At 71.2% G+C, this 22,250-nt stretch carries 26 protein-coding genes; 18 read left to right on the top strand and 8 right to left on the bottom strand.

Annotation, left to right across the window (positions count from 1 at the left end; all coding sequences use genetic code 11):
* The first annotated feature begins 27 nt into the window (after window positions 1-27).
* Window positions 28-261: a hypothetical protein gene (locus ACNTMW_RS27345; RefSeq protein WP_426636728.1), complete on the top strand. Its 234-nt coding sequence runs from the start codon at window positions 28-30 to the stop codon at window positions 259-261.
* A gap of 121 nt (window positions 262-382) precedes the next feature.
* Here ACNTMW_RS27345 and ACNTMW_RS27340 read toward each other — a convergent pair whose 3' ends face one another.
* Window positions 383-1,912 (bottom strand): GGDEF domain-containing protein, encoded by a 1,530-nt coding sequence (locus ACNTMW_RS27340; protein ID WP_426636726.1) that lies wholly within the window; start codon window positions 1,910-1,912, stop codon window positions 383-385.
* A 70-nt stretch (window positions 1,913-1,982) separates the two neighbouring features.
* Here ACNTMW_RS27340 and prmC point away from each other — a divergent pair, with 70 nt between their 5' ends.
* From prmC to ACNTMW_RS27325, 3 genes are read left to right on the top strand one after another with little or no spacing between them, the layout of a single operon-like run.
* Window positions 1,983-2,834 carry a peptide chain release factor N(5)-glutamine methyltransferase gene (gene prmC, locus ACNTMW_RS27335; RefSeq protein ID WP_426636756.1) on the top strand — a complete coding sequence of 284 codons (852 nt, stop codon included), beginning with the start codon at window positions 1,983-1,985 and terminating at the stop codon, window positions 2,832-2,834.
* Between the two features lie 46 nt (window positions 2,835-2,880).
* A complete protein-coding gene (locus ACNTMW_RS27330) occupies window positions 2,881-3,522 on the top strand; it encodes an L-threonylcarbamoyladenylate synthase (RefSeq protein ID WP_426636755.1) in 642 nt (213 codons plus the stop codon).
* A gap of 4 nt (window positions 3,523-3,526) precedes the next feature.
* Entirely contained in the window at window positions 3,527-4,123 is a 597-nt protein-coding gene (locus ACNTMW_RS27325) for an arsenate reductase/protein-tyrosine-phosphatase family protein (protein ID WP_426636725.1), read from the top strand.
* Here ACNTMW_RS27325 and ACNTMW_RS27320 read toward each other — a convergent pair.
* A complete protein-coding gene (locus ACNTMW_RS27320) occupies window positions 4,051-5,628 on the bottom strand; it encodes an SDR family oxidoreductase (RefSeq protein WP_426636724.1) in 1,578 nt (525 codons plus the stop codon). The two genes, ACNTMW_RS27325 and ACNTMW_RS27320, sit on opposite strands and share 73 nt — an antisense overlap.
* 61 nt (window positions 5,629-5,689) lie before the next feature.
* Here ACNTMW_RS27320 and ACNTMW_RS27315 point away from each other — a divergent pair, with 61 nt between their 5' ends.
* The 11 genes from ACNTMW_RS27315 to ACNTMW_RS27265 all read left to right on the top strand — a co-directional run bounded on the left by ACNTMW_RS27315 (window position 5,690) and on the right by ACNTMW_RS27265 (window position 14,209).
* Window positions 5,690-6,127, top strand: coding sequence for a Cg1360 family ATP-synthase-associated protein (locus tag ACNTMW_RS27315; RefSeq protein WP_426636722.1), 438 nt, complete (start codon window positions 5,690-5,692; stop codon window positions 6,125-6,127).
* 208 nt (window positions 6,128-6,335) lie between these two features.
* On the top strand, window positions 6,336-6,551 hold the full coding sequence (locus tag ACNTMW_RS27310; protein WP_426636721.1) for an AtpZ/AtpI family protein: 216 nt from the start codon (window positions 6,336-6,338) through the stop codon (window positions 6,549-6,551).
* Between the two features lie 25 nt (window positions 6,552-6,576).
* Complete coding sequence (atpB, locus tag ACNTMW_RS27305) at window positions 6,577-7,368, top strand: F0F1 ATP synthase subunit A (protein WP_426636720.1); 792 nt, start codon at window positions 6,577-6,579, stop codon at window positions 7,366-7,368.
* Window positions 7,369-7,458: 90 nt separating this feature from the next.
* Window positions 7,459-7,686: an ATP synthase F0 subunit C gene (gene atpE / locus ACNTMW_RS27300; RefSeq protein ID WP_426636719.1), complete on the top strand. Its 228-nt coding sequence runs from the start codon at window positions 7,459-7,461 to the stop codon at window positions 7,684-7,686.
* Window positions 7,687-7,714: 28 nt separating this feature from the next.
* Window positions 7,715-8,284, top strand: a complete 570-nt coding sequence (locus ACNTMW_RS27295; protein ID WP_426636718.1) for a F0F1 ATP synthase subunit B — start codon at window positions 7,715-7,717, stop codon at window positions 8,282-8,284.
* Complete coding sequence (locus ACNTMW_RS27290; RefSeq protein ID WP_426636717.1) at window positions 8,284-9,105, top strand: F0F1 ATP synthase subunit delta; 822 nt, start codon at window positions 8,284-8,286, stop codon at window positions 9,103-9,105. The genes ACNTMW_RS27295 and ACNTMW_RS27290 overlap by 1 nt, the downstream gene beginning before the upstream one ends.
* A 60-nt stretch (window positions 9,106-9,165) precedes the next feature.
* Window positions 9,166-10,812, top strand: coding sequence for a F0F1 ATP synthase subunit alpha (atpA, locus tag ACNTMW_RS27285; RefSeq protein ID WP_426636716.1), 1,647 nt, complete (start codon window positions 9,166-9,168; stop codon window positions 10,810-10,812).
* Window positions 10,813-10,814: 2 nt separating this feature from the next.
* A complete protein-coding gene (locus tag ACNTMW_RS27280; RefSeq protein WP_426636715.1) occupies window positions 10,815-11,741 on the top strand; it encodes a F0F1 ATP synthase subunit gamma in 927 nt (308 codons plus the stop codon).
* Window positions 11,741-13,183 carry a F0F1 ATP synthase subunit beta gene (gene atpD / locus ACNTMW_RS27275; protein ID WP_426636714.1) on the top strand — a complete coding sequence of 481 codons (1,443 nt, stop codon included), beginning with the start codon at window positions 11,741-11,743 and terminating at the stop codon, window positions 13,181-13,183. The genes ACNTMW_RS27280 and atpD overlap by 1 nt, the downstream gene beginning before the upstream one ends.
* A 222-nt stretch (window positions 13,184-13,405) precedes the next feature.
* Window positions 13,406-13,693 carry a F0F1 ATP synthase subunit epsilon gene (locus tag ACNTMW_RS27270; RefSeq protein WP_426636713.1) on the top strand — a complete coding sequence of 96 codons (288 nt, stop codon included), beginning with the start codon at window positions 13,406-13,408 and terminating at the stop codon, window positions 13,691-13,693.
* 15 nt (window positions 13,694-13,708) lie between these two features.
* Window positions 13,709-14,209, top strand: coding sequence for a DUF2550 domain-containing protein (locus ACNTMW_RS27265; RefSeq protein ID WP_426636712.1), 501 nt, complete (start codon window positions 13,709-13,711; stop codon window positions 14,207-14,209).
* 106 nt (window positions 14,210-14,315) lie between these two features.
* On the opposite strand, the gene ACNTMW_RS27260 is transcribed toward ACNTMW_RS27265, so the two are convergent.
* Together ACNTMW_RS27260 and ACNTMW_RS27255 are read right to left on the bottom strand one after the other, a co-directional pair.
* Window positions 14,316-14,714 (bottom strand): VOC family protein, encoded by a 399-nt coding sequence (locus ACNTMW_RS27260; protein WP_426636711.1) that lies wholly within the window; start codon window positions 14,712-14,714, stop codon window positions 14,316-14,318.
* Window positions 14,715-14,774: 60 nt separating this feature from the next.
* A complete protein-coding gene (locus tag ACNTMW_RS27255; RefSeq protein WP_426636710.1) occupies window positions 14,775-15,353 on the bottom strand; it encodes a cob(I)yrinic acid a,c-diamide adenosyltransferase in 579 nt (192 codons plus the stop codon).
* A gap of 29 nt (window positions 15,354-15,382) precedes the next feature.
* On the opposite strand from ACNTMW_RS27255, the gene murA reads away from it, so the two are divergent.
* Complete coding sequence (gene murA, locus ACNTMW_RS27250) at window positions 15,383-16,669, top strand: UDP-N-acetylglucosamine 1-carboxyvinyltransferase (protein ID WP_426636709.1); 1,287 nt, start codon at window positions 15,383-15,385, stop codon at window positions 16,667-16,669.
* 9 nt (window positions 16,670-16,678) lie between these two features.
* On the opposite strand, the gene ACNTMW_RS27245 is transcribed toward murA, so the two are convergent.
* Window positions 16,679-17,080, bottom strand: coding sequence for a hypothetical protein (locus tag ACNTMW_RS27245; protein WP_426636707.1), 402 nt, complete (start codon window positions 17,078-17,080; stop codon window positions 16,679-16,681).
* A 307-nt stretch (window positions 17,081-17,387) separates the two neighbouring features.
* On the opposite strand from ACNTMW_RS27245, the gene ACNTMW_RS27240 reads away from it, so the two are divergent.
* Window positions 17,388-18,236, top strand: a complete 849-nt coding sequence (locus ACNTMW_RS27240; protein ID WP_426636706.1) for a 3-hydroxyacyl-CoA dehydrogenase family protein — start codon at window positions 17,388-17,390, stop codon at window positions 18,234-18,236.
* A 107-nt stretch (window positions 18,237-18,343) separates the two neighbouring features.
* Here ACNTMW_RS27240 and ACNTMW_RS27235 read toward each other — a convergent pair whose 3' ends face one another.
* Entirely contained in the window at window positions 18,344-19,300 is a 957-nt protein-coding gene (locus ACNTMW_RS27235; protein WP_426636704.1) for a helix-turn-helix domain-containing protein, read from the bottom strand.
* 103 nt (window positions 19,301-19,403) lie between these two features.
* Between ACNTMW_RS27235 and ACNTMW_RS27230 the strand changes: the two genes are divergently transcribed.
* Entirely contained in the window at window positions 19,404-20,465 is a 1,062-nt protein-coding gene (locus ACNTMW_RS27230) for a saccharopine dehydrogenase family protein (protein ID WP_426636703.1), read from the top strand.
* 45 nt (window positions 20,466-20,510) lie between these two features.
* Here the strand turns inward: ACNTMW_RS27230 and ACNTMW_RS27225 are convergent, their stop codons facing one another.
* Window positions 20,511-21,344, bottom strand: a complete 834-nt coding sequence (locus ACNTMW_RS27225; RefSeq protein ID WP_426636702.1) for an ABC transporter permease — start codon at window positions 21,342-21,344, stop codon at window positions 20,511-20,513.
* Entirely contained in the window at window positions 21,341-22,195 is an 855-nt protein-coding gene (locus ACNTMW_RS27220; RefSeq protein ID WP_426636701.1) for an ABC transporter ATP-binding protein, read from the bottom strand. The genes ACNTMW_RS27225 and ACNTMW_RS27220 overlap by 4 nt, the downstream gene beginning before the upstream one ends.
* Window positions 22,196-22,250 lie beyond the last annotated feature (55 nt).

Here is a 22,250-nt window from a genome sequence, read left to right as displayed (position 1 = left end):
ATCAGACCTCGCAGGGGGACCGCAGTCATGTCATCGCCGATGCGTAACACGCCAGTCGATATCACTGCAGCCCCGCGCGCCGTCATCGGCGCCACGGCCGGCCTGATCTACCTGGTTGGTCGCTCGGTTCTGGGTGAGAACCGCGTGCCGACCGCCCAGGCGAACGCCTGGCAGGCGGTGTGCGCCGACCGTCAGCGGGCGCAGGAGCGCGCCGAACTGGAGCGCTGGCTCGCCAACGGTCGCCGGAGGAACGCCCGGTAGACCCCGTACGACCGCTGATGCCCGACGGGCTGTCGCACCCCGCGCCCTCCACAAGAGAGCCAGCCGGGTGCCGGCGGCCCGTCGTTGGGTTCCCGGGCTTTCCGGGGCGGACGCCGTCCGGTCAGGACGCCTGCGGCATCACCTTGGCCCGCAGCATCTCGTGGTCGGCCGCCACGAACGCCTCGGCCACCGTCGTGAACGGCCCGTCCTCGGAGATGCCGGCCCAGCCGATCGTCACGCTCACGGGTGTCCCCGGTACCAGCGACTCCCAGTCCTCGCCGGCCACCGCGTTGACGATCCGGCGGGCGATCTCGCTGGCCTCCTCCTGCGAGGTGGTCGCGAGCACCACCACGAACTCGTCCCCGCCGTAGCGGGCGACGAAGTCGCCCCGGCGCATCACCCGGTTGAGCACCCCGGCGACGCGTTGCAGCACCAGGTCGCCGGACAGGTGCCCGTGGACGGTGTTGACGGCCTTGAAACCGTCCAGGTCGCACACGCCGAGCACGAGGGACTCGCCCCGGGCGACCAGGTCGTGCACGTACTGCTCCAGCGAGCGGCGGTTGGGCAGGCCGGTCAGCGGGTCGGTGTTGGCGGCGCCGGCGTACCAGTCGGCCCGGCGGCGCAGGTCCTCGCGGTCCACCCGGGCCGCCATCCCTTCGACGAACAGGTCGCGCAGCTTCTCGTTGGACGCCCCCGCGATGCGGAAGGCGTGCCGGTCCGCGGCGTACGCCGAGCCCATGTCGCTCGCGGCCAGGTAGGCCAGGGCGCGCAGCCGGTGCCCCTCGGCCGCGCCGAGCGTCTCGTCGGAGACCTCCGCCGTCTCCAGCCGGGCCAGGGCCTCGATCGGCCGGTGCTCGGCGATCGCCAGACACACGGCGCCGAGCACGGCGAAGTCGCGGGCGGTGACCGAGTCGTCCCCGGCCTGGAGCAGGGCACGGGGATCGGTGTCGACCATCGACCCCGGATAGCCGAGGGCGGCCAGCCGGGCGATCGCGTACCCGTACGCCCGGACGCTGATCGGCCGCAGCAGCTCCAGTTCGCCGTTGCGTTGGCGCACGCCGAGGTCGTGTACGACGTCGCGCAGGATCCGGGTGCAGCCCTCGGTGTCGCCGCGCTGGTCGAGGGAGACCGCGTGGCGGACCCGGATACCCGGGGCGGCGAAGAACCCGGTCTCCATCCCCAGCGCGGCGGCGATCGTGCGGGCCCGTTCGATCGCGCTCAGGGCGTGGCCGTGGAAGCCGGCGTACGAGTACGACATGGCGAGGTTGTGCCAGGCCCGGACGATGTCGGCGTCGGTCAGCTCCACCGCGGTGAGCGTGCGCGCCGCCAGGACGAGGTGCCACACGCAGGTCTCCAGCGAGCCGTCGTGCAGCGCGATCAGGGCCGCGAACGAGTGCAGCAGGCCGGTGCGGGCCGGGTTCGGATGCGCCCGCGCGGCTTCGAACGCGGCGTCCATCGTCGCGCTGTACTGGTCGCTTCGCCGCAGGTTGATCAGCACGGCGAGGTACTGGGTCAGCGCGTCGGCCCGCTCGGCGCCGGTCGCGGTCGCGACGACGCGTTCCAGCAGCCCGCCCGCCTCCACGCAACGGCCCGCGAGGAGGAGGGTGCGGACGTGATCCAGTTCGACGGCGTTTCCGACGCCTACGCCCACCCGGCAGGCCCCCCCTCGCGCGTACGCAACGGTGCCCCATGATTATGAGGTGTCCCGAGCCCCTGACGACATGCCCACGGAGCAGTCGATCAGTACCGCGCGGGCGATCCGGGAAGCGGTGGTCGTTTTGTCGCAGGCCGGCGTCGCCTCGCCGCGCGTGGACGCCGAGATTCTGACCGCACACGTGCTCGGGCTGCCCCGCGCGAAACTGCTTCTCGCGCCGGACCTCGACCCGGCGCGGGCGGCGCGGCTGCGCGACCTCGTGGCGGCCCGCGCCCGTCGGGTACCGCTGCAGCACCTCACCGGCGTGGCGCCGTTCCACCATGTCGAGGTGGCCGTCGGGCCCGGCGTCTTCGTCCCGCGGCCGGAGACCGAGCTGCTGGTCGAGTGGGGACTGGGCGCGCTCGGCGACCCGGCCGGCACGGTCGTGGACCTGTGCAGCGGCTCGGGCGCCATCGCCGTCGCCGTCGCCGCGGCCCGTCCCGCCGCGACCGTGTACGCCGTGGAGCGCGACCCGGCGGCGCTGGAGTGGCTGCGCCGCAACGCCACGGGCACCGGGGTACGGGTGGTGGCCGGGGACGTCACCGACGCGCGTGTCCTGGCCGACCTCGACGGCGGTGTCGACGTCGTGCTGTGCAACCCGCCGTACGTACCCGCCGGCACGCCGGTACCCGACGAGGTGGCCCGCTTCGACCCGTACCCGGCGGTCTTTTCCGGTGACGACGGCCTGGACCTGATCCGCGGGCTGGTGCCCCGGGTGGCCCGGCTGTTGCGGCCGGGCGGCTGGTTCGGCGTCGAGCACGACGACAGCCACGGCGAGGCGGTGCCCGCGTTGTTGTGCGCGGACGGCCGGTTCACCGCGGTCGAGGACCATCGCGACCTGGCGGGACGTCCGCGGTTCGGCACGGCCCGTCGGGCCTGACGCCGTGCCGCGACCCGGAGCAGACGTGGCAGACTGTCACTTCGTGATGCTCTACGACTGCGCGAATCCCGAGGAGCGCGAGCGGGGGATCGCCGCCGCTGTCGAGGCGGTCCAGCGCGGAGACCTCATCGTCATGCCGACCGACACGGTGTACGGCATCGGGGCGGACGCGTTCAAGTCCTGGGCGGTGCGCGCCCTGCTCAACGCCAAGGGCCGGGAGAACGCCACGCCGGTGCTGGTCGGCTCCCGGCACACCCTCGACGGCCTCGTCTACTCGCTGCCGCAGGCGGCCCGCGACCTGGTGGAGGCGTTCTGGCCGGGCGCGCTCACGATCGTCGTCGAGCACGCCCCCAGCCTGCAGTGGGATCTCGGCGACGCCGCCAGCGGGACGGTCGCGGTGCGGATGCCGTTGCACCCGGTCGCGCTGGAGGTGCTGCACCAGACCGGCCCGATGGCCGTCTCCAGCGCCAACAAGACCGGCCAGCCCCCGGCGATCACCGCCGAGGAGGCGCGCGAGCAGCTCGGGTACGCGGTGAGCGTCTACCTGGAGGCGGGGGAGTGCCCCGACCGGGTCGCCAGCACGATCGTCGACCTGACCTCGGCCCGGCCCCGGCTGCTGCGCGCCGGCGCGATCCCGATCGAGAAGCTGCGCGACGTCGTCCCCGACATCGAGGACATCGAGAGCTGACCCGGTGCCTCCCTTCACGGTCCTGCACGTGTGCATGGGCAACATCTGCCGCTCGCCGATGGCCGAACGGCTGACCGTCGCTGCCGTCCGCGCGCTCGCCGGTGACAAGGCCGACGAACTCGTCCTGATCCACAGCACCGGTACCGGCGGCTGGCACGCCGGTTCCCGGATGGACCCGTCCGCCGCGCGCCAGGTGCTGGCGCGCGGCGGCGAGGCGGACACCTTCCGGGCCCGCCAGTTGACCACCGCGCACGTCGAGGCGTCCGATCTCGTCCTGACCGCTACGACTGAGCAGTGGGAGTTCGTGACGGGGCTCGCGGCCGACGCCGCGGCGCGCACCTTCGTGCTCGGGCAGTTCGGCCGGCTGCTGCGCCGGATCGACCCGGCCGCGCTGCCGCCGGCCGCGCCGACGGCCGACGCGGTGTACGCCCGCGGGGTCGCGCTGGTGTCCGCCGTGGCCGAGGCCCGCGGTGACCGGCCGCCGCACCTCGGCGACGACCTCGACGACCCGTGGGGGCGCAGCGACGCCTACTTCGGTCGGGTCGCCGATGAGGTGGACGGGACCGTCCGCCCGCTCGCGGCGTTGCTGCTCGGGGCCTGACCGGCTGTCCCGGCACCGGCGTGACCGGCCACTCCGGCAGTGGACCGTTCGGCGGCGCGCGCGATGTTGCGGGCCATGCCCCCGAAGACGAGGGCGTGGAACGGCCGGACCACGGCCCAGTACGCGTGCCCGGCCAGGCCGCGCGGCAGGAAGACGGCGCGCTGGCGGTACCGGCTGTGCCGGGCGTCGTCCCGGTCGGGGTGCACCCACATCTCCAGCCAGGCCCGGCCGGGCAGTCGCATCTCCGCGCGCAGCCGCAGCAACTCGCCCGGCACGATCTCCTCCACCCGCCAGAAGTCCAGCGCCTCGCCGACCTGCAACCGGTGCGGGTGGCGCCGCCCCCGGCGCAGCCCGACCCCGCCGATCAGCCGGTCCAGCCAGCCGCGGACCGACCAGGCGAGCGGGAACGAGTACCAGCCGTGCTCGCCGCCGATCGACTCGACCACCCGCCACAGCGCGTCGGCCGGGGCCCGGACGGCGCGCTCCCGGTCGTCGAGGTACACGCTGCCGCCCGACCAGTCCGGGTCGGTCGGCAGCGGTTCGCTCGGCGCGTCCTGCCAGACGGCGGTCGACCAGCGGGTCTCCACGTCGGCGTCGCGGATCCGGCGCAGCGCGAGCGCGACCGACTCGTCGAAGCCGGTCAGCGACTGCGGCGGGTCCGGGATCCAGGCGGCGATGTCGTGCTCGTGGCAGACCGCGTCGTGTACCAGGCTGGCCACCAGCGGCTTGGCGATCGCGTTCGGCACCGGAGTGACCAGCCCCACCCACAGTGCGGACAGCTTCGGCGTCAGCGGCCGGACCCGCAGGACGACCCGGCGCCGCAGGCCGGCCACGGCCGCGTAGCGCTGCATCAGGTCGGCGTAGGTGAGGATGTCCGGACCGCCGATATCGAAGGCGCGGTTGGTCTCCGGCGGGAACGAGTCGGCGGCGTGGACGAGGTAGCGCAGCACGTCGCGGATGGCGATGGGCTGGACGCGGCTGCGTACCCAGCGCGGGGTGACCATGACCGGCAGCCGTTCGGTCAGGTAGCGCAGCATCTCGAACGAGGCCGAGCCGGCCCCGATGATCACCCCGGCCCGCAGCACGACCGTCGGTACCCCGCTGGCCAGCAGGGTGTCGGCGACCTGGGTACGCGAGCGCAGGTGCGCCGAGACGCCGGTACGGCCGGCGGGAGCCGGGCCGCCGAGGTAGACGATCCGTCGGATCCCCGCCCGCCGGGCGGCCACCGCGACGTTGGCCGCGCCGGCGGCGTCGACGTCCTCGAAGTTCCGCCGGCCCAGGGAGTGGACGAGGTAGTACACGACGTCCACGTCGGCGCAGGCGGCGGGCAGCGTGGCCGGGTCGGTCACGTCGCCGGTGACCACGTCGACCCGCCCGGCCCAGGGCACGTCCCGCAGTCGCCGGGCGTCGCGGGTCAGGCAGCGGACGTCGTGGCCGGCGGCGAGCAGTCGGGGCACCAGTCGCCCCCCGACGTACCCGGTGGCTCCGGTGACCAGGCAGCGCATGTGTCGGGTCCTACCCGGACGCGGCGCGGGCAGGCACGCGGGCGGCCGTAGACTTCCGGAAATGACCACCACCATCACCCCCCGGGGTCCGGGGGCGATCCGCCGGCGGCTCAACCACGTGCCGGCCGGCCTGCTCGGCTGCGGAGTGGTCCTGGCCGGGGGCCTCGTGATCGGCGGGCTCACCCGGGGGGTGCCGGGCGTCGTCGGCGTCGCGATCGGCGTCGTGGGGGTGGCCGTCAGCTACGTCCTGTCCGGCCTCGCCGTCGCCTGGGCCGACTCGATCAACCCTCAGCTCACCATGCCGGTCGGCCTGGCGACCTACGCGATCAAGTTCAGCCTGCTGGGGATCCTGCTCATCGCGTTCGGTGGAAGTAACTGGGCGGGGCTGCATCCCATGGCGTTCGCGATCATCGCCGCGGTGATCGGGTGGAACGCCGCGCACCTGTGGTGGATCACGCACACACACATCCCGTACGTGCAGGTCGGCCCGAATCCATAGCGCATCCGCAGGACACCGGCAGGCCATGCACGCCGGTCAGCGTCGGATTCCCGACATTCGAAGATCGGGAACTGGACTCCTGGACGGCCGAGAGTAATGTGGTCGTCCGCCGGTCAGAGCCCCGGAGACGCCTCGGAGACCCCCGCGACGACAACACGCGGGGGCCGAGTGACGCACGCGGATCGCCGGCTGATATGTTTCCGGCGTCATGGCCGATGACCAGTCCCCCCAGCAGCAGGGTGCCGCCGGCGCCAACGCCGCGTGGTCAGCCGTGGGCTACCTGATGTCCGGTATCGGCATCTGGGGCTTCGCCGGCTGGCTGCTCGACCGATGGCTCGGGCTGCCCCACATCGGGCTGATGGTGGGCCTGATTGGCGGCGCTGCGCTGGGGATCTACTTGACCGTCAAGAGGCTGGGCGCGTAGCGCCGGGCGGATGAAGGGTGGTGCGGTGAGGCAGCTAGCGGCGGTGCTCGCCGAAGGCGACGTGCATTTCCCGCCGAGTGTCGAGGAGTTCTTCCTGCCCGGCGTCGGTGGGCAGCCGTGGATCTCCAAGATCACGGTTCTGCTCTGGGCCGGGGTCGCGCTGACGATCCTGTACTTCCTGATCGCGTACCGGAACCCGAAGCTGGTCCCGACGAAGCAGCAGTGGATCGCGGAGTCGATGTACGGCTTCGTCCGGGACGGCGTCGCGCGCCAGACCATCGGCAGCCACGACGGGCTGCGGTTCGCGCCGTACCTGACGTCCCTGTTCCTGTTCGTGCTGATCACGAACCTCTGGGGCATCATCCCGTTCGCGCAGATCTCGCCGAACTCGCACATCGCCTTCCCGGCGTTCCTCGGCGTCATCTCCTGGGTGATGTACAACTACGTCGGCATCCGCAAGCACGGGCTCGGCAAGTACCTCAAGATGAACACGTTCCCCGAGGGGACGCCGCTGTGGATCGCCCCGCTGCTGATCCCGATGGAGTTCTTCTCGAACCTGATCATCCGCCCGGTGACCCTGGCCGTCCGGCTCTTCGCCAACATGTTCGCCGGCCACCTGATCCTGCTGGTCTTCACGCTCGGCGGCTTCGTGCTGTTCGGCGCGAACGCCGTCCTGATCAAGCCGATTTCGCTGCTGGCGTGGCTGCTGGCGATCGTGCTGACCCTCTTCGAGGCGGTCGTCGCGGTCCTGCAGGCCTACGTCTTCGTCGTGCTGACCGCGGCCTACCTGCAGGGCGCGCTCGCCGAAGAGCACTGATCCACAAACTGACCTGCGCACCACCTGGCAACTCATGCCAACCCAACGACGCGTGACAAGCACGCGCCAGTCCCAGGAGGAATTCTCGGAATGACCAGTCTCGCAGAGGTCACGGGCAGCCTCGCCGCCGTCGGTTACGGCCTCGCCGCGATCGGCCCCGGCATCGGCGTCGGCATCGTCTTCGCCGCCTACATCCAGGCCTCGGCCCGCCAGCCCGAGTCGGCCGGCTACAACCGGACCTGGCTGATCATGGGCTTCGCCCTGTCTGAGGCGCTGGCTCTGTTCGGCATCGCGCTCGGCTTCGTCTGGTCGAAGTGACGCCACCGCTATCGACGGGAGTGCCCGTATGCAGCACCTTCACTACCTAGCGGCTGAGGGCGCGGCTGAGACGCCCAACCCGATCCTGCCCGTGTGGCAGGAGATCGTGGTCGGCCTCATCGGCTTCGGCGTGCTCTGCTTCGTCCTGATGAAGTACGTCTTCCCGCGCATGGAGGAGACGTTCCGGGCGCGCGTCGACGCGATCGAGGGCGGCATCAAGCGGGCCGAGGAGGCCCAGGCCGAGGCGAACGCGCTGCTGGAGCAGTACCGCCAGCAGCTCGCCGAGGCCCGCAGCGAGGCCGCGCGCATCCGGGACGAGGCGCGCGCGGACGCGGCCGGCATCCGGGACGAGCTCCTGGCGCAGGCCCGCGAGGAGTCCGACCGCATCATCGCGGCCGGCCGGGAGTCGCTCGCCGCCGAGCGGGCGACGATCGTGCGCGAGCTGCGTGCCGAGGTCGGCGGCCTGGCCGTCGAGCTGGCGGGCCGCATCGTCGGCGAGTCCCTGGCCGACGAGGCCCGTCAGCACGGCACGGTCGAGCGCTTCCTGGCCGAGCTGGGCGGCGGCGCGGAGCCGGCCGGTGCTGGAGGGCGGCGCTGATGGAGCCGGCCGCCATCCGCGAGTCGTACGCCGCCGTCCAGCGGCGGCTCGACGCGCTGGCCGAGGGTGCTGAGCCGGCCCGCCTGCGGGAGATCGCCGACGAGGTCCTGACGGTCGCCCGGCTGCTGAACCGCGAGCCCCGGCTGCGCCGGGCGCTCGCCGACATCAGCCGGCCGACCATCGCCCGGGTCGACCTGCTCCGGCAGTTGCTGGGCGGCAAGGTCAGCGACGACACCCTGGCCCTGCTGACCGACCTGGTGAGCGGGCGTTGGGTGGTACCCAGTGCGCTGCTCAACGCCACCGAGCGGCTCGGCGTGGACCTGCTGCTCGCCGCCGCGGAGCGCGACGGCGAGCTGGGCGACGTCGAGGACCAGCTGTTCCGGTTCGGGCAGATCGTCGAGGGCAACGAGCCGCTCGCTCTCGCGCTCGGTGACCCCACCGTGGCCGCCGAGCGGCGCGCCGAGCTTGTGCGCTCGCTGCTGGAGGGCAAGGCGACGTCGACGACCGTACGTCTGGCGGAGTTGGCGCTCACCGGCTTCGGCGGGCGTTCGCTCCTGACCGCGCTGACCCGGCTCGTGGAGCTGGCGGCGGCGCGGCGCGACGCGTCGGTCGCCTACGTCACTGTCGCGGTGGCGCCCACCGAGGCGGAGGAACGGGCATTGGCTGACAAGCTGGCCCAGATGTACGGTCGTCAGGTATCCCTGAAGGTCGAGGTCAGGCCCGAGATTATCGGTGGGATGAGCGTGCGGATCGGGTCCGATCTCTACGACGGGACGGTGCAGCGGAGGCTCGCAGAGGCCCGCGCAGCGCTTGCCAGGTAACGACGAGAATCGATTCTTATCACCTCGGGTAGCCCGAGCCGAGATTAGAGGAAGCAGAGGATGGCCGAGCTGACCATCTCCTCCGACGAGATCCGCAACGCCCTGGAGCGCTACGTCTCGTCGTACACGCCCGAGATGACCCGCGAGGAGGTCGGCATTGTTGCCGACGCGGGCGACGGCATCGCACACGTCGAGGGCCTGCCCTCGACGATGGCCAACGAGTTGTTGGAGTTCGCCGACGGCACCCTGGGTGTCGCGCTGAACCTCGACGTCCGCGAGATGGGTGTCGTGGTCCTGGGCGACTACACCGGTATCGAGGAGGGGCAGCAGGTCAAGCGGACCGGCCGGGTGCTTTCCGTACCCGTCGGTGACGCGTTCCTGGGCCGCGTCGTCAACCCGCTGGGCCAGCCGATCGACGCGCTGGGCGAGATCGAGGCGGAAGGCGTCCGCGAGCTCGAGCTGCAGGCGCCCAACGTCATGATGCGCCAGCCGGTGAAGGAGCCGCTGCAGACCGGCATCAAGGCGATCGACGCCATGACGCCGATCGGCCGTGGCCAGCGCCAGCTGATCATCGGCGACCGCAAGACCGGCAAGACCACGGTCGCGATCGACACCATCCTCAACCAGCGGGACAACTGGAAGTCCGGCGACCCGAAGAAGCAGGTCCGCTGCATCTACGTGGCCATCGGCCAGAAGGCGTCCACGATCGCCTCGATCCGGGCGACGCTGGAGGACCAGGGCGCGCTGGAGTACACCACGATCGTCGCCTCCCCGGCGAGCGACCCGGCCGGCTTCAAGTACATCGCCCCGTACACCGGCTCGGCCATCGGCCAGCACTGGATGTACAACGGCAAGCACGTCCTCATCGTCTTCGACGACCTGTCCAAGCAGGCCGAGGCGTACCGTGCCGTGTCGCTGCTGCTGCGCCGCCCGCCGGGCCGCGAGGCGTACCCGGGTGACGTCTTCTACCTGCACTCCCGGCTGCTGGAGCGCTGCGCCAAGCTCTCCAACGAGCTGGGCGGCGGGTCGATGACCGGTCTGCCGATCATCGAGACGAAGGCCAACGACATCTCGGCCTACATCCCGACCAACGTCATCTCCATCACCGACGGCCAGATCTTCCTGGAGTCCGACCTGTTCAACCAGGGCGTGCGGCCGGCCATCAACGTCGGTACCTCGGTGTCGCGGGTCGGTGGTTCGGCGCAGGTCAAGGGCATGCGGAGCGTCTCGGGCCGGCTGCGGCTGGACCTCGCGCAGTACCGCGAGCTGGAGGCGTTCGCCGCCTTCGCCTCCGATCTGGACAAGGCCTCGCGCGCCCAGCTGGAGCGGGGCGCGCGCCTGGTCGAGCTGCTCAAGCAGCCGCAGTACTCGCCGTACTCGGTCGTCGAGGAGATCGTCTCGATCTGGGCCGGCACCACCGGCCAGCTCGACGACGTCCCGGTCAACGACGTCCGCCGCTTCGAGCAGGGCTTCCTGGAGTACCTGCGGCGGCACCGGTCGGAGCTGCTGACCACGATCGCCGAGACCAACATCCTCGACGACGACACGGTCAACGCGCTGACCGAGGAGATCACCACGTTCAAGCGGGAGTTCCTGGCCAGCGACGACGCGGTGCGGGTCAACGAGGCGCCGGCCGAGGCGATGGCCGACGGTGTGGAGAGCCAGGAGACGGTCACCCGCCAGGTGCGGCCGAAGGCTCGGGCGTAGCGATGGCCGGTCAGATTCAGTCGCTGCGCCGGCGGGTCCGCTCGACGCGGTCGACGGCGAAGATCACCAAGGCGCAGGAGCTGGTGGCCACCAGCCGGATCGCCAAGGCGCAGGAGCGGGTCGAGGCGGCCCGCCCCTACGCCGAGGCGATCACCGAGGTGCTGACCGCGCTGGCCAGCAACGCCAACATCGACCACCCGCTGCTGGTTCCCCGGCAGCGGGTGCGGCGGGCCGGTGTCCTGCTCATCACGAGCGACCGCGGTCTCGCCGGCGCCTACAACGCCAACGCGATCCGCACCGCCGAGGAGCTCATCTCCCGCCTGAAGGCGGACGGCAAGCAGGTCGCCCTCTACGTAGTCGGTCGGAAAGGTGTGTCGTACTACCGGTTCCGCAACCGGGAGATCACGGCGAGCTGGACCGGCTTCTCGGAGCGGCCGCGCTTCGAGGACGCTCGGGAGATCGGCCAGACGCTCATCGAAGCGTTCATCGCCGGCGCCGACGACATCGATGGCGGCAACGGGCCCGACGGCGTCCGGGGTGTGGACGAGCTGCACGTGGTCTCCACGCAGTTCAAGTCCCTGATGACCCAGGAGCCGGTGGCCCGGTTCCTGGCGCCGATGCAGGTCGAGGAGACCGAGCAGACCGGTCCGCTGCCGGCGTACGAGTTCGAGCCGGAGCCGGACGAGCTGCTCAACGCGCTGCTGCCGAAGTACATCAACACCCGCATCTACGCGGCGTTGATCGAGTCGGCGGCGAGCGAGTCGGCGTCCCGGCGGCGCGCCATGAAGAGCGCGACGGACAACGCGGAAGAGATGATCCGGACCCTGACCCGCCAGATGAACTCGGCGCGCCAGGCCGCGATCACCCAGGAGATCAGCGAAATCGTCGGCGGCGCTAACGCGCTCGCTGCGGCGGGAGATGAAGTGTGATGACTGTTATTGAGAAGGATGCCGCAGGCACCCAGACCGGCGTGGGCCGCGTCGTCCGAGTCATCGGCCCGGTCGTCGACGCCGAGTTCCCGCGCGACGCGATGCCCGACATCTTCAACGCGCTGCACGTGGACGTCGAGCTGGCCGAGGGCAAGCGGACCCTGACCCTCGAGGTCGCCCAGCACCTCGGTGAGAACATGGTCCGGGCGATCTCGATGCAGCCGACGGACGGCCTGATCCGGGGCACCGAGGTCGCCGACACCGGTGCGCCGATCAGCGTCCCGGTGGGCGACGTGACCCAGGGGCACGTGTTCAACGCCCTCGGCGAGGTGCTCAACGAGGACCCGAGCAAGCTGGAGATCACCGAGCGCTGGCCGATCCACCGGGACCCGCCGAAGTTCGCCGACCTCGAGCCGAAGACCGAGATGCTGGAGACCGGCATCAAGGTCATCGACCTGCTCGCCCCGTACGTCAAGGGTGGCAAGATCGGCCTGTTCGGCGGCGCCGGTGTGGGCAAGACGGTGCTCATCCAGGAGATGATCATCCGGGTCGCCCGTAACTTCGGTGGTACCTCGGTCTTCGCCGGCGTGGGTGAGCGCACCCGCGAGGGCAACGACCTGATCCTGGAAATGGACGAGTCGAACGTTCTCGAGCGGACCGCGCTGGTCTTCGGCCAGATGGACGAGCCGCCGGGCACCCGGCTGCGGGTCGCGCTGGCCGCGCTGACGATGGCGGAGTACTTCCGCGACGTCAAGAACCAGGAGGTGCTGCTCTTCATCGACAACATCTTCCGGTTCACCCAGGCCGGTTCCGAGGTGTCCACCCTGCTGGGCCGGATGCCGTCCGCGGTGGGCTACCAGCCGACCCTGGCCGACGAGATGGGCCAGCTGCAGGAGCGGATCACGTCGGTCCGGGGCAAGGCGATCACCTCGATGCAGGCGATCTACGTGCCCGCCGACGACTACACCGACCCGGCGCCGGCCACCACGTTCGCCCACCTGGACGCGACGACCAACCTGGAGCGGTCGATCTCGGACAAGGGCATCTACCCGGCCGTGGACCCGCTGGCCTCGACCTCGCGGATCCTCGCGCCCGAGTACGTGGGCCAGGAGCACTACAGCGTGGCCCGTGGCGTGCAGCAGATCCTCCAGCGCTACCGGGACCTGCAGGACATCATCGCCATCCTCGGTATGGACGAGCTGTCCGAGGAGGACAAGATCGTGGTGGGTCGTGCCCGCCGGATCGAGCGCTTCCTCTCGCAGAACACGTACGCCGCCGAGCAGTTCACCGGTACGCCGGGCTCGACCGTCCCGCTGAAGGAGACGATCGAGGCGTTCAAGAAGATCAGCGAGGGCGAGTACGACCAGTTCCCCGAGCAGGCCTTCTTCATGTGCGGTGGGCTCGAGGACCTCGAGCGCAAGGCGCACGAGCTGATGAAGTAACACGCTGCGACGAAGCGGGCCGGTCCACCATGGGCCGGCCCGCTTCGCTGTGGGTGTACTTCCGTGTCGTGGGGTTCCGCGGCGCCGTGGCGGGCATCCCGGCGGGCGCCGTCGGCGGGCGTTTCCATGGTGCCGGTCACGCAGGGTCGGCCCCGACGACCCGTTGTTCCGGGTCATTGACTACACTCAGGCGATCCCGTCCCGGCGCTAGAGGAGAACCGAGTGGCGAGTCAGGTGCACGTCGAGGTCGTGTCCGTCGAGGAGATGGTGTGGTCCGGCGAGGCCGACATGCTGGTCGCCCGGACGACCGAGGGTGAGCTCGGCGTCATGCCCGGTCACGCTCCGTTGCTGGGGCAGCTGGCCGAGCCGAGCCAGGTACGCATCAAGCTCCCCGGCGGTGGAGAACAGCGCTACGACGTGTCCAGCGGCTTTCTCTCGGTGACGGAAGCGGGTGTCACCGTCCTCGCCGAGGACTGTGCGCCGGCCGCGACCGAGTCCGCGGCGCACTGATCCGGGGACACGCCGGTGAAGATCTTGGAATGGATCGGCATCGGTGTGTTCATCGTGCTGTTCGCGCTGACCCTGCTCTTCCTGCGGCGCGGGGTCATCGCCCGGAGCATCGGCACCATCGAGATGAGCTGGCGGCTCAACACCGTCGTCCCCGGTCGGGGCTGGTCGCCGGGGATCGGCAGGTTCGCCGGCGACGACCTCCGGTGGTACCGGATGTTCAGCTTCTCGCCCCGGCCCCGGCGCACGCTGTCGCGCCGCTCGGTGGTGGTCGAGAGCCGGCGGACCCCGGACGGTCCGGAGCGGCTCGTGCTGGCGCCCGACTGGGTGGTCCTCCGCTGTATCAGCGGCGAGGCCGTCGTCGAGATCGCCATGGCGGAGTCGACGCTCACCGGCTTTCTGTCCTGGCTCGAGGCCGCCCCGCCGGGGGCGGTCTCGAGTCGTTTCAGGCCGCCGCGGCCGTTGCCGGCGCGCCCGGACGAGCAGCGCCGCAGCCGCCCGTACCGCTCAGCCGGCTGACCCTTCGCGCCAGTTGACCCTCTGTGTCAGCTGACCCCTTCCGCCGCTGAACCGGCCGGCCTGTTCCGGCCCTTCGGCCGGGTGGCCCCGGTGCGTGGCGTCCCGCTCAGCGGGGCGCGTCGGCGACCAGTTCCACCTCGAACCCGTCCCGGTCGGCCAGGTAGGCGGCGTAGTGGTCGGGGCCGCCGGCGTACGGGTACCGGCCGGCGAACAGCGGCGACCAGCCGTACCCGGCCGACTCGGCGACCAGGGCGTCCACCCGGGCCGGTGGGCCGGCGTGCAGCGCCAGGTGGTTGAGGCCGGGGCGTAGCCGGTCGTGCGCGACCGCGGTCAGCGCCGGCGACCGTTCGATCACGACGTACCCGTCTCCGTACCGCCACGAGCGGCCGGCGTCCCAGTGCTGGTACGGCTGCCACCCGAGAGCGGTCAGCAGCCAGCCCCAGCTGGTCTCCGCCCGCTCGAGGTCGGGCACCCACAGCTCGACGTGGTGGATGCCACCACTCATGATCGCGGAAACTCTCCCGTGTTCCGGCACGGGAGAGTTTCCGCGATCATGGGGAGGACGCTAGGCATGCCGCTCACCACCCGGTACCCACTTCACGTCACCGTCCGGATTGGCCACCCGGCACAGGATGAACAACAGGTCCGACAGGCGGTTGAGGTACTTGGCCGTCAACGGGTTGGTCCGCTCCGGGGCGGCCTCGACCACCGCCCACGCCGAGCGCTCCGCCCGCCGGCACACCACCCGCGCGACGTGCAGCAGCGCCGCCCCGGGGGTGCCGCCGGGCAGGATGAACGAGTCCAGCTTGGACAGCCGGGCGTTGTACTCGTCACACCAGCCCTCCAGCCGGGTGGTGTAGTCCTCGGTGATCCGCAGCGGCGGGTACTCCGGCTCGGGCACGATCGGGGTGCACAGGTCGGCCCCGACGTCGAACAGGTCGTTCTGCACGACGGTGACGACGCGGCGTACGTCGTCGGGGAGCTGCCCGAGTGCGAGCGCCACGCCCAGCGCCGCGTTGCACTCCTCGGCGTCGGCGTAGGCGGCGATCCGCGGGTCGGTCTTGAGTACCCGGCTGAAGTCGCCCAGTCCGGTCGTACCGTCGTCGCCGGTTTTGGTGTAGATGCGGGTCAGGTGGATGGCCATGTCTGCAAGGGTACGGATCCCGCTCTACGATGGCCGGCGTGGACCTGATCCGTGTGGTGGGTGGTGCTCGCCTGGCTGGCGACGTTCCGGTGGTGGGCGCGAAGAACTCCGCGCTCAAGCTGATGGCCGCGGCGTTGCTCGCGTCGGGGCGGAACGTGGTGACCAACGTGCCACGCATCACCGACATCGCGATCATGGCGGAGGTGCTGCGCCGGCTGGGCTGCGAGGTGGCGCTCGACGACCACCAGGCCGTCATTGACGTCCCGGAGGCGCTGGGCAGCGAGGCCGACTACGACCTCGTGCGCAAGCTGCGCGCCTCGATCTGCGTGCTCGGTCCGCTCGCGGCGCGCTGCGGGTACGCCAGGGTGGCCTACCCCGGTGGCGACGCGATCGGCTCCCGCGGCCTGGACATGCACATCGACGGTCTGCGCCGGATGGGCGCGGAGGTGACCAGCGAACACGGCTTCGTCATCGCCTCGGCGCCCCGGCTGCACGGCGCCACCATCTGGCTCGACTTCCCCAGCGTCGGTGCCACCGAGAACCTGCTGATGGCCGCGGTGCTGGCCAAGGGGACGACCGAGATCGACAACGCGGCGCGGGAGCCGGAGATCGTCGACATCTGCGACATGCTGACCGCGATGGGCGCCAAGATCGACGGAGCTGGCACGTCGCAGTTGACCATCGAGGGCGTGGACCGGCTCGAACCGGTCACCCACCGCACCGTCGGCGACCGCATCGTCGCCGGTACCTGGGCCTTCGGCGCGGCGATGACCCAGGGCGACGTGACGGTCCTCGGCGCCGAGCCCAGCCATCTGGAGATCGCCCTGGACAAGCTCACCAACGCGGGAGCGCAGGTGGACGCGGGGGTGGGCCGGTTCCGGGTACGGATGGAGCAGCGCCCCAGGGCGGTCGACGTCGTCACGCTGCCGTTCCCCGGGTTCGCCACTGACCTGCTGCCCATGGCGATCGGGCTGGCCTCGGTGAGCGAGGGCGTGTCGCTGGTGACCGAGAACATCTTCGACGGCCGGTTCTCGTTCATCAACGAGATGTCACGGCTGGGTGCCGACATCCGGACCGACGGGCACCATGCGGTCGTACGGGGCCGGGAGCGCCTGTCCGGCGCGCCGGTACGGGCCACCGACATTCGCGCCGGGGCCGGTCTCGTCATCGCCGGCCTCTGCGCCGAGGGGGTCACCGAGGTCGCCGAGGTCTACCACATCGACCGGGGGTACCCGGACTTCGTGGCCGACCTGCGGGCGCTGGGGGTGCCGGTGGAGCGGGTCAGCGCCCCCGAGGAGGAGCAGTTCGGCTTCTGACGTCGACCCCTAGAGGACCCAGCTCACCATGCGGCGGGCCGTCTCGTACTCGGTGGGGAAGACCAGGATGCGGATCAGCCCGTCGGGGCCTGTGGCGCTGGTCGAACGGATCCCGCCGGCGGTGAGCAGTTCACGGATCGATCGGGCGGTGTCGGCACGCTCGACGAGGACGACGGTGCGCAGCAGGCCGTAGTCGTCGAACGGGGCCCACCCGGTCGGGTGCGGCGACGGCCGCCGGGCCGGGCGCGGTGCGGGGCGTCTGGCCGGGCGCGGGGCCGGGTGCGGCGACGGCCGCCGGACGGTCCGGGCCTGATGGGCGTCGGTGACCGTCCGCACGATCATGGCGACCGCGACACCGGTGGCGAGCGCGATCAGCGCCGCCAGACCGTAGAGGATGACGTAGAAGAGCACAGCAACAGCCCGTCGGTGGTTTTTCGCTTCAGTGAGCGGCCATATCTGCTCTCCATCCATGTCGGCCGGCGCATGCCGCGTCTGTAGGACTTTGCCCCGACGTCAGGACGTCGCCCCGACGTCGCAACGTTGCTCAGGCGTCGGAACGCCGCTGAGGCGACCGCCGGGCTTTCCCGGCGTCCCGCCGGGCTCTCGCCGAGGCTTGCCTTAACGGCCGGTAAGGTGCCTGACGAGCACTCCGTTCCGGTGACCACCCACGTCCGACGGCGGTACCGGTGCGGCGTCACCGACGAGGGAGGGTGTGCACATGGCGGGTCGACTGGCGGTCATCGGGGCCGGTCTGATGGGGTCCGGGATCGCTCAGGTCGCCGCAGCGGCGGGCTGGGAGGTCACCCTGCGTGACCTGGACGACGCGGCCGTACAGCGCGGCTTGGCGGGTATCCGTAAGTCGCTGGAGAAGTTCGCCGGCAAGGGCGCGATCAGTGGTGACGACGTCGAGGCGGCGCTGGGCCGGATCACGCCGACCACCGACCTGGAGGCGGCCGCCGACGCGGACATCGTCGTGGAGGCGGTGTTCGAGCGCCTCGACATCAAGCAGGAGGTCTTCCGCGAGCTGGACCGGATCTGCAAGGCCGACGCGGTACTGGCGACGAACACCTCGGCCATCCCGGTCACCCAGATCGCCGCGGCGACGTCGCGGCCCGAGTCGGTCGTGGGTACCCACTTCTTCTCGCCGGTACCGATGATGAAGCTCTGCGAGCTGGTGCGCGGCTACAAGACGTCCGACGAGGCACTGGCCCGGGCGCGGGCCTTCGCCGAGGAGATCGGCAAGACCTGCATCGTGGTCAACCGCGACATCGCCGGCTTCGTAACCACCCGGCTCATCTCCGCGCTCGTGGTGGAGGCGGTCAAGCTGGTGGAGAGCGGCGTGGTCAGCCCCGAGGACCTCGACACCGCCTGCAGGCTCGGCTTCGGCCACCCGATGGGGCCGCTGGCGACCACCGACCTGACCGGCGTCGACGTGCTGCTGCACGCGACGAAGAACATCTACAACGACACCGCGGACGAGAAGTTCTTCCCGCCGGAGCTGCTGGCGCGCATGGTCACCGCCGGCGACCTGGGCCGGAAGACGGGGCGCGGGTTCTACAGCTACTGACCTCTCGCGGATCCTGGACACCTGGACCGTCCATGGGCGGCCCAGGTGTCCAGGATCGCGGACCGGTCGCTGGTCGCGAAGCCGTCAGGCCGCCGACCGGATGGTGATCACGACTCTGATGAGGGCCGGGCGCTGCGGAAGGTGCGACGGTAGGCGTCCGGAGACACACCGACGGTGCGGTTGAAGTGCCGGCGCAGCGTCGTGGCGGTTCCCATGCCGGCCGCCTCCGCGATGGCGTCGATGCTGTCGTCGGTGTTCTCCAGCAGCTCCTGGGCCCGGCGGATCCGCTGCGTCGACAACCATTGCAGCGGGGTGGTGCCCGTCACCGCCTTGAAGTGGCGGCCCAGGTTGCGCGAGCTCATGTTCGCCCGGCGAGCCAGGTCCTCCACGGTCAACGGACGGTCCAACCGTTGCATCGCCCAGGGGAACAGGTCGGCGAGGGGATGGTCGTCGCAGGCCGGCACCGGGGTGGTGACGAACTGGGCCTGGCCGCCGGCGCGATGCGGCGGCACGACCAGGCGGCGGGCGACGGCGTTGGCGACCGTCGAGCCGTGGTCCCGGCGGATCAGGTGCAGGCACAGGTCGATCGCGGCGGCTTTGCCGGCGGAGGCGAGCACGGTGCCGTTGTCGACGTAGAGCACGTCCGGGTCGACCGTCACCCGGGGATAGCGGGCGGCCAGCGCCTCGGTGTGGGCCCAGTGCGTGGTCGCGCGCAGCCCGTCCAGCACCCCGGCGGCGGCCAGCACGAACGCACCGGTGCACAGCGAGACCATCCGGGCGCCCGCCTCGTGGGCCGCGCGGACGGCGTCGAGCAGGTCGGCTGGCACGTCCGCGTCGACGTCCGCCACGGCAGGGATGATCACGGTGTCGGCGCGGGCGAGCCGGTCCAGCCCGTCGTCAGGTTCCATCCGGAATCTGCCGATCCGGACCGGGCCCGGGCCGCAGACCACGAGGTCGTACCACGGGTCGGCCAGGCCGGAGGGGTCGCGGACGAAGATCTCGCAGGCCGTGGCGAGCTCGAAGTGCAGCATCCCGTCGGTGGCGGCGAGCGCGACAGTGGCCATGTCCGAAATTGTATGGGGCATGGCGTTCCAGACACTCGTCCGGGCCGACCGCTGCGGAGAGGATCTCCTCGTCGATCTTTCGAGGAGCACGGAGGAACAGCGGATGGGTTCGGATCAGACCGTGGCGGTGTTCGGCGCGTACGGACACACCGGGCGGTTCGTGGTGACGGAGTTGCGCGATCGCGGGTTCGTCCCGCTTCTCCTCGGTCGCGACGCGGGCAGGCTCCAGGCGCTGGCGGCGTCGCATCCGGGGCTCGAGTACCGGGTGGCGTCGGTCGACGATCCGGCCTCGCTCGACCGGGCATTGACCGGCGCGGCCGCGGTCATCAACTGCGCCGGCCCGTTCGCCTCGACCGCGGCCCCCGTGATCGGGGCCGCCCTGCGCACCGGGGTCCCGTACGTGGACGTGGCGGCCGAGATCGAGGCCAACGTCGACACGTTCACGCACTTCACCGAGCGCGCTCGGGCCGCGGGCGTCGCGGTGGTCCCGGCGATGGCCTTCTACGGCGGACTCGGCGATCTGCTGGTCACGACGGCGATGGGCGACTGGACGGCGGCCGACGAGGCGCACGTCGCGTACGGACTGAGCAGTTGGCACCCCACGGCCGGGACCCTCGCCTCCGGCGTTGTCTCCCGCCAGCGGCGCGATGGCCAACGCGTCCGCTACACCGGCGGCCGGCTGGAGTACTACGTCGACGAGCGCGACCTGCCGACCCTGGAATGGGACTTCCCCGCTCCGGTCGGCCCCCGGACCGTCCTCGGCGAGTTCACGATGGCCGACGTCGTCACCGTACCCAGCCACCTGTCCATCCCGGAGGTGCGCACGTACATGACCACCGACGCGGCCAGGGACCTGGCCGCTGCGGACACGCCCGCACCGACCGCGGTCGACGAGCGTGGCCGGTCCGCGCAGACGTTCACCGTCGACGTCATCGTGCGCTCCGGCGACACGCGACGACGCGTCGTCGCCAGCGGACAGGACATCTACGCCATCAGCGCACCGCTGGCGGTCGAAGCGGTCCATCGCGTCCTCGGCGGCCAGACCAGGGCGAGCGGCGTCGCCTCCGCCGGCAAGATCTTCGACGCGCCCGACTTCCTCCGCGCGCTGTCCGCGCACATCTCCGTCGAACCGTGCCACGAGTCCCGCGCGCCACAGTTCGCCTGATCACCCGCTACCGGTGACAGCCCGGGTGGTCTTCCGACGTCGCTTTCAGTCGCGCTCGGTCCAGCGGAACGTCAACAGGCACAGGATCAGGCCGCCGACGCACCACGCGCCCAGCACGATCGCGACCCGGCCAAGCTCCCAGGAGTGCGCCACCTCCTGTCGGGCGTACGAGTCGGGGAGGAACACCGACCGCAGTCCCTGGGCGATCCACTTCAGTGGGAACAGCGCCGCGATCTGCTGCATCCAGCCAGGCAGGCTGGTGTAGACGAAGAACACCCCGGAGATGAGCTGGAGTACCAGTGCCACCGGCGTCGTCATCGAGGGAGCGGCGCGGCCGGTACGGGCCAGCGACGAGTACGCGATGCCGAGCAGGGTGCAGGCGATGACGCCGAGCAGGCTGACCCAGGCGAACGTGAGCCACTTCGCCGGGGTGGCCGGCAGCGACAGGCCGTAGAAGCCGACCGCCATGGCCAGCAGGACCGCGGTCGAGATGGCGCTGATCACCAGTACCATCACGATCTTGCCGATGAAGTATGCCGACCGTGGCATCGGCGTACCGACCAGCCGCTTCAACACGCCCCGGCCGCGCTCGATGGGGATCTGGATCGCCAGGTTCTGGAACCCGGTCGCGAGCAGGCCCGAGGCGATCATGCCGGTCACGAAGTACTGGCTCAGCGTGACGCCGCCGCCCGCCGACCCCCGGAACGCCGTGCCGAAGATCAGAACGATGACGACCGGGAAGAGGATCGTGAAGATCAGGTACGCCCGGGTGCGGAAGAACTGCTTGAGCTCCAGGCCGCCCCGGCTCAGGCCCAGGGAGAGCGCTCCGGGGCGCCGGCCCGCCGTACGGGTGCCCGCTCGGTCGGCGACCGTGGTCATTCGGCTTCCTCCTTGCCGATCATGGTGAGGTAGATGTCTTCGAGCGTGGGCCGGGTCACCGTCAGTCCGGGCACCTCGCCGCCGAACCGCTCGGCCAGCGCGGCCACCACCGCCGTGGGCGTGTGGGTGAGCTCCGACTCCGGCCCCTCCGGGCCCCGCCAGCTCACCGTCGCCATGGCGGTACGCCGGTCGCCGAGGTCGGCCGGCGCGGCGACGGCCACCATCCGGCCCCGCGCGATCACCCCCACCCGGTCGGCGAGGGCCTCGGCCTCGTCCAGGTAGTGCGTGGTGAGCAGGATCGTGGTGCCGGCGGCGGTCAGGTTCCGGATCAGCTCCCAGAACTGCCGGCGCGCCTCGGGGTCGAAGCCGGTGGTGGGCTCGTCAAGGAACAGCAGCTCGGGTCGGCCGATGATGCCCAGCGCCACGTCCAGGCGGCGCTTCTGGCCGCCGGAGAGCTTCTCGGTACGGGCGTCGCGCTTCTCGGACAGTCCGACGCGGTCGATCACCTTGTCCGGGTCGTCGGCGTCCCGGTAGTACCGGGCGAAGTGGTGGACCACCTCCGCGACCGTCAACTCCTCGAACTCGCCCGTGCTCTGGAGCACGATGCCGACCCGCGAGCGCCACTCGGGGGTCGCGGCGCGCGGGTCGGCACCCAGTACCCGCACCTCACCGCCGTCGGCCCGCCGGAAGCCTTCCAGGATCTCCACGGTGGTGGTCTTCCCCGCGCCGTTCGGGCCGAGCAGTGCGAACACTTCTCCTCGCGGCACCGCGAGGTCCAGGCCGTCCACGGCGACGGTCGCGCCGTACGCCTTGCGCAGGCCGCGTACCTCGATCGCCAGGTTCTCCGTCACGGCGTCCACTATTTCTCGTCGGTGCGGAAGAACCCGGGCCGGGGGCGTTGTCGCG

Origin of the sequence: Planosporangium spinosum, from assembly GCF_049999945.1 — a bacterium.
GTDB classification, from domain to species: domain Bacteria; phylum Actinomycetota; class Actinomycetes; order Mycobacteriales; family Micromonosporaceae; genus Planosporangium; species Planosporangium spinosum.
Note: the sequence above shows the minus strand (reverse complement) of the source record. Positions and strands in the feature narration are given on the sequence as shown.